Raw genomic sequence first — 13343 nt, 5'->3', positions numbered from 1 at the left:
GAAAGGGCTGCATTGCGCAGCCCTTTGGGTTTTTTGGTCTTTTATCCTAAACACCATTAGTCAGTGTTTAGCAACGGCTCTACATTAATGTACTTGCCTAGCTCTTTGCGTTTAGCACTTGGAATATATGGAATTTCCCCAAGCTTAGGTGCATCGATACGTGCTTCTAGCATCTCGATAATGTCAGCGTAGTGCTCTGTGCCTGGGTTGACGCGGTTTGCCACCCAGCCAACAAGATTCAAACCATCCGCTTTAATACTCTCCGCTGTGAGTAAAGCGTGGCTCAAACAGCCTAATTTAATGCCAACCACCAGTACAACAGGTAACTGCTCTTCTTTTACCCATGTAGATAAACAGTCCGTATCGGATACTGGCACACGCCAGCCTCCAGCACCTTCAACGAGAACAACATCGGCTTGCTGCTTATGTTGAGCCAGTTTTTGACTCAGAACATCGTAACTTATTTCGACATGTTCATGCTTCGCTGCAATGTGGGGAGAAGCAGGCAACTCTAAAGCGTATGGGTTCACATCATCATAGGCCACATCGAGTGTTGCGACGTCTTGTAAGTGTAAAGCATCAGAGTTGCGCCATCCCGCTTCAGTCTTGTCACTCCCTGCTGCCACTGGCTTATAACCAATAGTGTTTAGTCCTTTTGCTGCGATCGCTTGCAAAATGGCTTTAGACGCTACCGTCTTTCCAACATCAGTATCCGTACCAGCAATAAAAAAAGCATCAATCATAGATGTATTACTCCAAAACAAACCTGATAACTTGCAGGTAGAAGACCTTGATCGTTTTTAAACGCTTGGTACGCATGCTCAACTTTTAACAAAGTCTCGCGACTAGTTAAACCGTGTGAGCGCCCGCTTACGTGATTTGCACCTATACCTTTGAGGTCACGCATAACTGAAAATGCAGAGTCGTACCAAACTGTGATGGTGGTCAAGTCTAGTTGATGGCTGTCACATCGAGATTGCGCTAACGCAATTTTTACCTGATTGAGCGTTAGAAAGTTATTGACGTGTTGATATGCATCAATTTTTTCCCATGATGCACGCAGCTCATACAGTGATCCATCAACCAGTGTAGAGAACCACGCTTTCCCACCATTTTTTAGCACGCGGCGCACTTCTTTTAGTGGGTAACTTAAATCTGTACACCATTGCAGCGCTAAACTTGAAAACACGTAATCGAAGCTATCATCGTCAAATGGTAAGTTTTCAGCATCAGCAACTTGGTAATGCATTCGTACTGCACCACAACGCTGCTCTGCTTTATCTAACATGGCTTGAGAGATATCGCCACAGACTACTTCCGCACCACGTTGTTGAAGTAGTTGGGAGAAATAACCCGTGCCACAACCTAAATCCAATACACGTTTTCCCGTCAAGTTTTCAGGAAGTTTATCAAGCAGCTGATGCCCGACATCACGTTGAAAAGCCGCGTGTTTGTCGTACGTTTCTGCTGCTTTACCAAACGAAGAGGCAATCGCGTCTTTATCTTGATGGAAACTCTCTAACGCGAGCGTTTGCGCTAATGCGGTAGTTGCATTATCCATTACAGCGCTCCTAATGCTTGCTTCAATGCCATTGAAAGCGTTTTAACTTGTTCGTTGGTGTGATTGGCAGTGAGTGTGATTCGAAGACGAGACGTCCCTTTAGGCACCGTCGGTGGTCGAATAGCGGTAACCCAAATACCGTTTTGGCGACAAGCACCTGCTACTCGCAAAGCCAATTCAGATTCACCAATCAAAAAGGGCTTAATCGAAGTTTGAGTCTCAACAAACCCCTCAAGGTCGCTAAGACTATCTCGATACACTTCACTAAGCTCAGAGAGCTTTTCACGTCGCCAAGACTGCTCTTGAACCATCGAGACTGCATGAGTCAACGCATACGCTTGTGCTGGTGGTATCGCCGTGGAATACACATGGTGACGAGCAAACTGAGTTAAAAAGTCCCCCGTTGCGTGGTCACATAAAATAGCCGCGCCAGACATACCAAACGCTTTACCGAAAGTAACGATCAGTATCTCAGGCTTAACCGCCGCTAATTCACATGAGCCACCGCCAGATTCCCCTAGAACACCGATACCATGAGCGTCGTCTACAGCAAGCCATGCATCATGATTACTGGTGACGTCAGCGATATCAGCAAGTGGGGCACAGTCACCGTCCATGCTGAACACCCCTTCTGTAACCACAAGATTATTACCTTCAGCGCTTATTAGTGATGAAAGGTGCTCGATATCGTTATGTTTGAAGCGCTTCATTTTAGCTGGTGACAACGCCCCCGCTTCCATCAACGAGGCATGGTTCAAACGGTCTTGAATGAGTACGTCTGATTTTTCTAGCAAGGTGAATAACAAAGCTTGATTGGCACTGAATCCAGAGCCAAACAGGACTGCCCTTTCGTAACCCAGCCATTCGTTTAGCGCCGCTTCTAAATTGCTGTGCGCTGCACTAAAACCTGTGACCATTGGAGACGCGCCGCTACCGCTGCCGTATACACTCAAGCCTTGCTGCCAAGCACGAACAAGCGCTTGGTCATTGGCCAAGCCTAAATAATCATTACTTGAGAAGTTGATGTAGCGTCTGCCTTCGTATTCCAAAATCGATTGGTTGCCGGAAAACACCACATTCATCGAACGATTCAGCCCCTGCGCTTTACGATCGGCAAGGGCGGACTCGATACGAGATTTAAACGCTGGCATCGTAGAAAAGGTCGTCTTTTGTTGGACGAGCAGCCACGCGCTCTACAACGCGGTCCAGCAACTCGTTTTCTTCAATTTCATCAGGTTTTTGAGACACCTCTTGACTGTTAATGCCGAGCTTGTCGAACAGCATCATGTCTTTGTCTTCAGAAGGGTTTGGCGTGGTCAGAAGTTTGCAACCATAGAAAACGGAGTTTGCACCCGCCATAAAACACAGCGCTTGCATTTGTTCGTTCATGTTTTCACGGCCAGCGGATAAACGAACGGCTGATTGAGGCATCATGATTCGTGCAATCGCAATCAGGCGAATGAAATCGAAAGGCTCAACATCATCCACTTCTTCCAGTGGTGTCCCCTTTACCTTCACGAGCATGTTGATTGGAACGCTTTCAGGGTGTACCGGCAAGTTAGCCAATTCAACCAACAAACCTGCTCGGTCGTTAGCACTTTCACCCATGCCGATGATGCCACCGGAACAGATCTTCATGCCAGCATCACGAACATGAGACAAAGTATCTAAACGGTCTTGGTAAGTACGTGTGGTAATGATGTTGCCGTAAAATTCAGGAGAAGTATCTAGGTTGTGGTTGTAGTAATCCAGACCTGCGGTTGCCAATTGCTTTGCTTGGTCTGGCGTCAGCATACCTAATGTCATACACGTTTCTAAACCCATGCCCTTCACGCCTTTGATCATGTCGGTCAAATGCGGCATGTCACGCTCTTTCGGGTTTTTCCATGCTGCGCCCATACAGAATCGAGTAGAACCAGCATTTTTGGCTTTTTGCGCAGCATCGAGTACGCGTTCTACTTCCATCAGACGCTCTTTTTCGATGTCTGTGGTGTAACGAGCACTCTGAGGACAGTACTTACAATCTTCTGGACAAGCACCTGTCTTAATCGACAGAAGCGTGCTTACTTGAACATGGTTGGTTTGTTGATATTGACGATGTACAAGCTGCGCTTCGAATAGGAGATCCATGAATGGTTTTTCCATGAGATCGCGCACTTCAGCATGCGTCCAGTTATGACGAACTTCCACGTGTATTCCTTTAGTCACTTTTGTTGTTGTGTTGACAGTCTACTGAGTCTCGATAAACTGTCAACACAACACAAAATAACAAAGTTTACATCTGTTTATTTTTTAATCTTTATTATTATTGGAATCGCACATGGATCTCGCCTTCGACCGCCAGCATATCTGGCATCCTTATACTTCGACATTGACACCTCTGACCTGCTACCCAGTGGCATCGGCAAATGGTGTTCACATTAAATTGGAAGACGGTACTGAGCTGGTCGATGGCATGTCTTCTTGGTGGTCGACGATCCACGGCTATAACCATCCGCACTTAAATCAAGCCGCTCACCAGCAAATCGATCAGGTCTCTCACGTGATGTTTGGCGGGATTACCCACCAGCCAGCAATCAGTTTGTGTAAGAAGCTACTGTCCCTAGCACCAAGTAATCTTGAACATGTATTCCTTGCCGATTCAGGCTCCGTTGCCGTAGAAGTCAGCTTAAAAATGGCACTGCAATATTGGCATGCAAAAGGCGAACGCCGACCGAAATTTCTTACTTTGCGACACGGTTATCACGGCGACACCTTTGCGGCCATGTCGGTTACCGATCCTGACAACTCAATGCACTCTCTCTACAAAGGCTTTTTGCCTGAGCATATCTTTGCGGAGTCACCAACTTGTGGTTATTGGGATGAATGGAAGCCAGAGGACCTTACCGACTTCGAGCACAAGATTGAAACGCACCACCAAGAACTTGCTGCGGTGATCCTAGAACCTATCGTTCAAGGCGCAGGCGGCATGCGCATCTACCATCCAGAATTTCTCAAAGGCGTGCGTAGACTTTGCGACAAATACGGTTTGTTATTGATTGCAGATGAGATCGCTACTGGTTTTGGACGCACTGGCAAATTGTTTGCCTGCGAACATGCAGATATTCAACCAGACATTCTTTGTGTCGGTAAAGCACTCACCGGAGGCTACATGACCCTCTCAGCAACCCTGGCGAGCAAACACGTAGCAGACACCGTTTGTGGTGGTGATGCTGGGTGTTTTATGCACGGCCCAACCTTTATGGGTAACCCACTTGCCTGTGCTGTTGCCACTGCTAGTTTGGAATTGATTGAGCAAGGTAACTGGCAACAGCAAACCCAACAAATCGAAGCGTTGTTTTCTGAGTTACTGCCAAAACTTGAAGAACACGAGTTGGTAAAAAACACCCGTTGGTTAGGTGCCATTGGCGTAGTGGAGACGTATCGCCCTGTGAATATGGAAACCATCCAAGCCTTGTTTGTTGAACACGGAGTGTGGATTCGTCCATTTGGCAAACTGATTTATATGATGCCGCCGTTCATCAGCAAGCCAGAAGATATTGAAAAGTTAGTGAATGCGATTGATGCTGCGTTACAACGTAAAGACTGCTTCGCTTCATAGTTCAATTGAACATGAAAACGGTTTGAGTATGAGACTCAAACCGTCTCTTTATTTACGAGAAAAGCAAAGCTATCGAAGTTGACTGTCTTTACTCGCTCGTCGATGATATGTTGAATTTGTTGGCTGACGCTATCGTCGTTTGCCCACCCTACGGCCACAAGCCCTCCTCGTTACTTGAATGAGAAAATCTACTTACCGTGGTAAGGTGGATGATTACATCGCTTACAAATAACAAAATAATTAGGGTAAACTCGAAAACACTATTACGATTTGGTAATAATCACTCTGTAATCGATTATTCGGCACTCTCATGGAAAAGCAATGCAAGGTTACTCATATTCCCTTCCTCACATTCAAAATACTGCGTTTGCTCAGGCTCTCTCAAAGTAACACTGAGTATCTTCTCAGCCTCATTAAACTCCTCACTAAAGTACTCACTGACTAATATGACGCGCTCACCAATACTAAATTCCAGTGACTTCTCATCTACCAACGCTCGATGATAATGTTCAACACGATAATCTTGAGGTTTTATCCGCTGTAAAACAGAGCTTTGATTCTCAATGGACTCATCAAAGATAATCCCACCTTTGCCTTGCTCTATAAAAATACTAAAGTTCATAGTTTGGTTCACTGAGCATTCAAAGACTTTTCTGGGCGAGGTGTTAGCAACAGCAAACGTGCTCATCATCGCAACACTTAAACCCAAAGTGACCGCCAATCGTTTCATTACCATTCAGCCAACACTGTAAATAGCGCTTGTTCAGACATACGGGTTAATACATATCCGTGTGAAGATGAATACGAGCCACTGAGTATACTATTCTCTTTCTCAATAACGATATCCTCGATGCCGTCAGCGTTGTAATCACCTTTTGCGGTAACGGTAATAACCTGAAAGCCATCAGTCGAATCGTAATACTCTGCTCTGACTTCACTGATGACCTGAGTTCTTTGGATATGGTCTGCTTCATCCCACGTTGATAGTGTCTTTGCTTTCTCTGCACTTTCGTCAGAAATAACAAAAGCAAGTGCACTTGGCGCAAATTTAGGAAAGGTATCGTCTAACTTAAAGTCTGATATAAATGAGCGCTTAGAGGCAGCTAACTTTGCCATCTCACTCCATGTTTGGCACTGAGTTAAATATGCTTTAAACGCGCCGTATTCATAGGCTTTTGCCGCAGTAAAGCCCGAAGAGTATGCCGTAGCTAAGTCTTGGCAATTAGATACTAGTTTTTCTTCATCAGATGCACGTTTCAATTCAAGTTCATAGCCCCAATCGAGTGAGTTACGAAGTTGCATATTTTCTTTGGAAGGTTGCGCTATTTCGCGCGCGAAAAAGCGATCGGTTCGCTCACTATCTAAGTATTGAGGCTGAATAAGTTCACTTGCGATAACACTCTTACTAACGAGCAAAGTAAGCGCAAAAATAACAAGCAATGAAAGATGATTTACTGGCATAACGTTTAACAACAAGGGCAAATGATGCCATTAGCTTGTCACGTGAAAAACCGTTTAGAAAAATATCATTTGTCTCGTACTGCTAGATTCTGGGCGAGCTCTTCACTATTGCGTGTGCTAATTACATAACAACGTATTTTCACTCGACGCAGATAACAAAAAACCCAGCACTATGGCTGGGTTTTGGTGTTCTAGTGGCTAATGCATTAACCGATGTGCGTTGCGCCGCCCATGTACTTCTGAAGTACTGCAGGGATTGCAATGCGACCGTCTGCTTCTTGGTTGTTTTCTAGGATAGCGACCATGGTACGACCTACAGCTAGACCAGAACCGTTTAGCGTGTGTACAAGCTCAGGTTTCTTCTCGCCTTTACGACGGAAACGCGCTTGCATACGACGAGCTTGGAAGTCCCACATGTTAGAACATGAAGAGATTTCACGGTAAGTTTCTTGAGCTGGAACCCAAACTTCTAGGTCATAAGTTTTACGAGCGCCGAAGCCCATATCACCTGTACAAAGAACCACTTTACGGTAAGGAAGCTCTAGAAGTTGTAGAACTTTCTCAGCGTGACCTGTTAGCTCTTCTAGCGCATTCATTGAATCTTCTGGCTTAGTGATTTGTACTAGCTCAACTTTGTCGAACTGGTGCATACGAATCAGACCACGAGTATCACGACCGTAAGAACCTGCTTCTGAGCGGAAACATGGCGTGTGAGCTGTCATCTTAATTGGTAGATCCGCTTCGTCAGAAATCGTGTCACGAACTAGGTTCGTTACAGGTACTTCTGCAGTAGGGATTAGAGACAGTTTACGTGGCTCTTCGTCGTTCACTTTTTCTACTAGCGGCTCAGTGTGGAAAAGATCTTTACCAAACTTAGGAAGCTGACCAGTACCGAATAGGCTGTCAGAGTTTACTAGGTAAGGTACGTACATTTCTGTGTAGCCGTGCTCTTCAGTGTGAAGATCTAGCATGAACTGAGCGATTGCACGGTGTAGGCGAGCGAATTGGCCTTTCATCACGATGAAACGTGCGCCAGTGATCTTAACTGCACTTGCGAAGTCTAGACCGCCACCCATTTCACCTAGGTCAACATGGTCTTTTAGTTCGAAGTCGTAAGTCTTAGGCTCACCCCAACGAGAGATTTCGACGTTGTCGTTTTCATCTTTACCATCTGGCACTTCATCAGCAGGGATGTTTGGTACAGAAAGCGTGAATTCGTCTAGTTGAGCCATTACTTGCTCAAGTTCAACTTTCTTCGCATCAAGATCGCTACCTAGAGTACCGATTTGTTTCTTGATCTCTTCTGCGCCTTCTTTGTCGCCAGCTGCCATTTTTTGGCCGATTTGCTTGGAGATGGAGTTACGCGTGGATTGTAAATTTTCTACTTCTACTTGAATGGACTTACGTTGTTCTTCAAGTTTACGAATAGTCTCTACGTCTAGCTTAAAGCCACGACGCGCCAGTTTAGCAGCTGTTTCATCCAGCTCTGTACGAAGTAATTTAGAATCCAGCATTGTTAATCCTATGCTTTTTGTTGTGAAATCACGCGCACTTTCCAAGCGTACGCGTTAAAAAAATTTACTGAACAAATGTATCCAAAAACGCCTACTTTTCATAGCGCTTTTGTTGGCTATTTGCGTCTAATTTAGCCAAGTAATCTAACTTTTCGCCGATTTTGGTTTCTAGACCGCGATTTGTTGGCTGATAATACTTACGATCCGCCATTTCTGGTGGCAAATATTGCTCACCGGCTGCATAGGCACCCGGCTCATCGTGAGCATAACGATACTCTGCTCCATAACCCATGTCTTTCATCAAACTGGTAGGTGCATTTCGAAGGTGATGAGGCACTTCATATTCAGGTAAGTTATGAGCATCTGTGAGCGCTTGTTTCCATGCCACGTACACCGCATTACTTTTTGGCGCGCACGCTAAGTAAACGATCGCCTGTGCAATCGCACGTTCACCTTCTGCCGGACCAACACGGGTAAAACAGTCCCACGCGGAGAGTGCAACTTGCATGGCTCTAGGGTCCGCATTGCCAACATCTTCCGATGCTATCGCAAGTAATCGGCGAGCGATGTAGAGCGGATCACAACCTGCGGCGATCATACGTGCAGCCCAATATAAAGCGGCGTCTGGATTTGAACCACGAATGGATTTGTGAACCGCAGAGATTAAGTCGTACCAGATATCACCTTTGTTATCAAAGCGAGAGACCTTTTCTCCCGCCACTTCCGCAAGCAACTTAAGCGTGATTTCTTTTTCACCCTGCGCGTTGTCTTCTGCCATATCGTATAGCAGCTCAAGGTAGTTGAGAGACATGCGAGCATCACCGTTAACTAGCTCTGCTAGGCGATCTAGAACGTTGTCGGCGAAATTTGCTGGTGTATTACCCAAGCCGCGCTCTTTGTCGTTAATCGCTTGATCAAGCGCCAGCGATATTTCGCTCTGGTCAAGAGAAGTCAACTTGTAAACGCGAGCACGCGAGAGTAATGCGTTGTTTAACTCAAACGAAGGGTTCTCTGTGGTCGCACCGATAAACGTAACCGTACCGTCTTCAATATGCGGTAAAAACGCATCTTGCTGCGATTTGTTAAAGCGATGCACCTCATCCACGAATAAGATAGTGCGGCGACCTGCCATTTTGTTTTCACGCGCTTTGTCGATCGCAGCCCGGATCTCTTTAACGCCAGACGTCACCGCAGATACACGCTCAACTTCGGCGTTGGCATAGTTTGCTGCCACTTCCGCTAATGTCGTTTTACCTGTGCCAGGTGGTCCCCACAAAATCATCGAGTGAATGTGTCCGGCCTCTAGCGCTCGGCGTAGGGGTTTACCCGGACCTAAAATATGCTGCTGCCCAATATACTGTTCGATTGTTTGTGGTCTCATACGAGCAGCAAGGGGACGAAAATCTTCGTCCCCTGAGAAATCTAACGTGTAATTACTCACTACCAATTAATTCCTTTGGTCATCCACTTCCACGCCATCTGGAATTGTGAATGTAAATCTGTCTACCTTTGGTTTACCAAGCTTAACATTACTAAAAGTAAACAGCCCTTTCTGGCCATCTTGCTCAATGACGTTAAAGCCTTTCACTACGCCTTTTGTATCAATATTAATCTGGAATTGGCCTTGAGTAGAGTCAATTGCCGTTGGAATGAGCGTAAACTCATTACCTTTCTGAGAAATCTTATAGTTATCCCAATCGCTTGCTCTATTGCGAGTTAACAGCACAAATGGTGTTTGCTCGGTCGCTTGCTCTTGCCAGTAAATGCTTACTTGTTCAATGAATGGGCTGTAATACCACAACGTCTTACCGTCAGATATTAAAAGGTTTTCATCTGGGAAAGTCGTACTCCAACGGAACAAACTTGGACGAGCGATTTCAACCGTGCCCTCACCTTCCATTACCGTTTCACCTTCAGGGCTGATCACTTGTTGGGAGAAATCGGCACTGAAACCCTCGTTCATTGCGAGACGTTTATTGAGTTCATCTTTTGGAGATGCTGCATTCGCAGCTGAGAAGAAAGAAACGCTTAAAACTAGCGCTGAGAAAAGTTTCGCTGAAAATCGTTTTTTCATTCAGATACCTATCAGAGGGTCAAAGACCTAAAGTTACTCACCTCAGTTGGACTGAAGTGAGTAAAACAAGTTCATTAATCTTTTGGCGGCGCAGGAGCTAAAACTTCGCGGTTACCGTTGTGACCCGGTGCACTCACGATACCTTGCGCTTCGAGTTGCTCAACAATACGGGCGGCACGGTTGTAACCGATCTTAAATCGACGCTGTACGCCAGAAACAGAGCCTCGACGTGACTGAACTACGTGCTCAACGACTTGATCGAAGAGTGGATCCACATCTTCATCCGCTTCCATTTGCTCACCTGGCAATAAGCTTTCTGGACTTTGATCTCCGCTGATGATCTCTTCAATGTAGTTCGGTTTACCACGCGCTTTCCAGTTGTTTACAACAGCATGAACATCATCATCTGATGCAAATGCACCGTGGACACGAGTTGTATGACTTGAGCCCGGCGGTAGATACAACATATCACCCATACCAAGCAGTGATTCTGCACCACCTTGGTCTAGAATCGTACGGGAGTCTGTTTTAGTCGATACCGTAAACGCAACACGAGTTGGAATATTCGCTTTAATCAGACCCGTGATAACATCCACCGATGGACGCTGAGTCGCAAGAATTAAATGAATACCTGCCGCACGCGCCTTTTGTGCCAAGCGTGCAATCAGTTCTTCTACCTTCTTACCAACCACCATCATCAGGTCAGCAAATTCATCGACAACAACAACGATGTAAGGCAGTTTTTCTAACAATGGCGGTTCCGTATCCATACTGTCGCCTTCTTGCCAGAATGGATCATGAATTGGGTGACCTGCTTCTGCTGCCATCTTCAACTTCTCGTTAAAGCCTTTCACATTACGAACGCCCAATGCCGACATCAATTTATAACGACGTTCCATCTCACCCACACACCAACGTAGAGCGTTTGATGCGTCTTTCATATCAGTCACAACTTCAGAAAGAAGATGAGGGATACCTTCGTAAATAGAAAGCTCTAGCATTTTCGGGTCAATCATGATGAAGCGTACATCTTCTGGGCCAGCTTTATACAGCATGCTCAAAATCATCACGTTCACACCCACCGACTTACCAGAACCGGTTGTACCTGCTACTAGCACGTGAGGCATCTTCGCGAGATCAGCCACAACAGCTTCACCCGCAATGTCTTGACCTAACACAACCGTTGTTGGTGACGTTGCTTGCTCAAACTGAGGACTACTGATTACATCAGATAAATAGACCGTCTGACGACTCATGTTTGGCAGTTCCAAACCGATGTAAGGCTTGCCTGGGATTACTTCTACAACACGTACAGCCATTGCAGACAATGCACGAGCTAAGTCAGTTGAAAGACCAGAAATACGGCTTACTTTTACCCCCGGCGCCAAATCAAGCTCAAAACGAGTGATCACTGGACCAGGATAAATCCCCACCACGTCGGCTTTGATTTTGTAGTCCGCTAGCTTGCTCTCAACCAATCGAGCGACCTGCTCTAGAGCATCACGATCGATAAAGTTTTCGCGTTTTTCTGGATGGTAAAGCAACTCGAGCGTTGGAAGTGGTTCTTCTGGAACAGGCAAGCTTTCTTCTTTCTGTACCAAAAATGGGTTCTGTGTCGCTGCTACTTTGGCTTGCGCACTAGAAACCATGTCTTGGAATGCCGCTACATCTTCGTCGCCGTCTTGAACCTCTTCAACCTCCGCTTTTTGAAGTGCAGGTTCAAATGTTGTTGAAGGTGTTGCCACTTGCTGATGAGGTGCTGCTGGAGCTGGCTGTAGTTGTTGTACAGACTGTGACTCCACTTCGTCTTCATCGTCTAACACGTCAAAATCAGAGATCGTAGGTTCAATGTGTTGACTCGATTCTGTTTGCTCCGTGATGCTATCTAGCGCAGCGGAATCAATTACAGGCTCTTCATGCACAGGATGCTCAATACTTGGCTGCTGTACTTGCTCTGCTTCAAATTGTTCGTACTCCGCATAATCTGGTTCAACACTGTTCGGTTCTTCTGTAGCTGTATGTTGCTCTACATAGGAAGAGTAAGTGTCTGCAAGTGATGGGGCTACCTGTTCTTCAGTTCCCCAGTCATCTGCTTGTTGCGCTGCAGCTTCAAGCTCTTCTATCGTGACATTCAGCTGCTTGGTACGCTCCAGAAGCGGATCAACGTTATCAGTATTCACCGCATGGACAGGTTGCGTTTGGTGATCAGGTTGAGCATAAACTGGCGCAGCATTAACCGTAGCCTTGTGTTGTGGTGGCGTCGGTTCCACCATCATTTGTTCCGCTGGTTTCTCAGGTTTAGCTTGCGGCATATAAATAGGATACTCATGCGCAGGCGCCGATTCTTTCGGCTCATCGACATCGAACGCCGTTAAATGAGGAAGCGGTTCATCATCAATGTCATGGTCTACGTTATGTCTAGGCGTAGAGACTTTATCTTCCACGAACTCATCTAGCTGAGGTTCTAAAACTTCTTGCTCAGAGCCTCTTATCTTATTTGCAAGCGCCGCAATTAGCGCTAATGCACGATCACCAAGCCACTCCACAATATTAAGCCATGAGATGCCAGTAAAGAGAGTAAAACCCGCTCCCCATAAGAACAGCAGTACCAATGTCGTGCCAAGTACATTCAATGTAGGTAAAGCTAGGCTAGACAACACGTCCCCGACGACACCACCGGACGAGAAATACCAAATATCATCAAAATTAATATCGGCTAGACCACAGCTAGTCATTATAAGGACGACAAGGCCGAGTAACCTCGTACCCCATAACATGAAATCAATTGGCTCATCTTCTCCTCGTTTACGGCAAATCACCCATGCAGCCGCAGCTAGCAAGAAAGGGATGGGATAAGCGAGAGAGCCAAATGTGAAGAATAGTGTGTCCGCAAGCCAAGCGCCGAAAAGGCCACCTGCATTGTCGATCTCCCCTCCCCATGCGGTTTGGGACCAGGAAGGATCGGCCGGACTGAAGGTAAATAGTGCAACCGCAAGCAATACCGAGCTAAGAACGCCAACGATAAAGCAGCACTCTTTTAAGCGTTGGAAGCCATTTAAGCGTGAAGACTGGGGCTCTTCACTGGTTTTGATAATGGTTTCGACTTTCTTTGCGTTCTCTTTGAACATAAAT

12 protein-coding genes are annotated in these 13343 nt (G+C 46.0%); 1 reads left to right on the top strand and 11 read right to left on the bottom strand.

Annotated elements, in window-relative coordinates; genetic code table 11:
• Positions 1 to 56: 56 nt before the first annotated feature.
• Genes bioD through bioB form a run of 4 tightly spaced genes read right to left on the bottom strand, consistent with a single transcriptional unit; the run spans position 57 to position 3751 of the window.
• The gene (bioD, locus tag NDJ01_RS11365) at positions 57 to 743 is read right to left on the bottom strand and encodes a dethiobiotin synthase (RefSeq protein ID WP_005388086.1); all 687 of its coding nucleotides are present in this window, start codon (positions 741 to 743) and stop codon (positions 57 to 59) included.
• Positions 740 to 1561 carry a malonyl-ACP O-methyltransferase BioC gene (gene bioC / locus NDJ01_RS11360; RefSeq protein WP_005388087.1) on the bottom strand — a complete coding sequence of 274 codons (822 nt, stop codon included), beginning with the start codon at positions 1559 to 1561 and terminating at the stop codon, positions 740 to 742. The genes bioD and bioC overlap by 4 nt, the downstream gene beginning before the upstream one ends.
• Positions 1561 to 2712 carry an 8-amino-7-oxononanoate synthase gene (gene bioF, locus NDJ01_RS11355; RefSeq protein WP_258586714.1) on the bottom strand — a complete coding sequence of 384 codons (1152 nt, stop codon included), beginning with the start codon at positions 2710 to 2712 and terminating at the stop codon, positions 1561 to 1563. Before bioF ends, bioC begins: the two co-directional genes overlap by 1 nt.
• On the bottom strand, positions 2699 to 3751 hold the full coding sequence (gene bioB, locus NDJ01_RS11350; protein ID WP_012841957.1) for a biotin synthase BioB: 1053 nt from the start codon (positions 3749 to 3751) through the stop codon (positions 2699 to 2701). Before bioB ends, bioF begins: the two co-directional genes overlap by 14 nt.
• Before the next feature lie 130 nt (positions 3752 to 3881).
• Between bioB and bioA the strand changes: the two genes are divergently transcribed.
• Complete coding sequence (gene bioA / locus NDJ01_RS11345) at positions 3882 to 5162, top strand: adenosylmethionine--8-amino-7-oxononanoate transaminase (protein ID WP_182016335.1); 1281 nt, start codon at positions 3882 to 3884, stop codon at positions 5160 to 5162.
• Positions 5163 to 5197: 35 nt separating this feature from the next.
• Here bioA and NDJ01_RS11340 read toward each other — a convergent pair whose 3' ends face one another.
• From NDJ01_RS11340 to NDJ01_RS11310, 7 genes are all read right to left on the bottom strand, one after another.
• Positions 5198 to 5320 (bottom strand): hypothetical protein, encoded by a 123-nt coding sequence (locus tag NDJ01_RS11340; protein ID WP_256875561.1) that lies wholly within the window; start codon positions 5318 to 5320, stop codon positions 5198 to 5200.
• A gap of 137 nt (positions 5321 to 5457) precedes the next feature.
• Positions 5458 to 5898, bottom strand: coding sequence for a hypothetical protein (locus NDJ01_RS11335; RefSeq protein ID WP_258586713.1), 441 nt, complete (start codon positions 5896 to 5898; stop codon positions 5458 to 5460).
• Positions 5892 to 6623 (bottom strand): ATPase, encoded by a 732-nt coding sequence (locus NDJ01_RS11330; RefSeq protein ID WP_258586712.1) that lies wholly within the window; start codon positions 6621 to 6623, stop codon positions 5892 to 5894. The genes NDJ01_RS11335 and NDJ01_RS11330 overlap by 7 nt, the downstream gene beginning before the upstream one ends.
• Positions 6624 to 6829: 206 nt before the next feature.
• Positions 6830 to 8137, bottom strand: a complete 1308-nt coding sequence (serS, locus tag NDJ01_RS11325; protein WP_048626210.1) for a serine--tRNA ligase — start codon at positions 8135 to 8137, stop codon at positions 6830 to 6832.
• Between the two features lie 91 nt (positions 8138 to 8228).
• The gene (locus tag NDJ01_RS11320) at positions 8229 to 9584 is read right to left on the bottom strand and encodes a replication-associated recombination protein A (RefSeq protein WP_212756466.1); all 1356 of its coding nucleotides are present in this window, start codon (positions 9582 to 9584) and stop codon (positions 8229 to 8231) included.
• On the bottom strand, positions 9585 to 10211 hold the full coding sequence (gene lolA, locus NDJ01_RS11315) for an outer membrane lipoprotein chaperone LolA (RefSeq protein WP_139060898.1): 627 nt from the start codon (positions 10209 to 10211) through the stop codon (positions 9585 to 9587).
• A 74-nt stretch (positions 10212 to 10285) separates the two neighbouring features.
• Complete coding sequence (locus NDJ01_RS11310) at positions 10286 to 13339, bottom strand: DNA translocase FtsK 4TM domain-containing protein (protein ID WP_258586711.1); 3054 nt, start codon at positions 13337 to 13339, stop codon at positions 10286 to 10288.
• Positions 13340 to 13343: the final 4 nt, after the last annotated feature.

It is taken from the genome of Vibrio sp. HS-50-1 (genome assembly GCF_024747315.1).
Taxonomy (GTDB): domain Bacteria; phylum Pseudomonadota; class Gammaproteobacteria; order Enterobacterales; family Vibrionaceae; genus Vibrio; species Vibrio diabolicus.
Note: the sequence above shows the minus strand (reverse complement) of the source record. Positions and strands in the feature narration are given on the sequence as shown.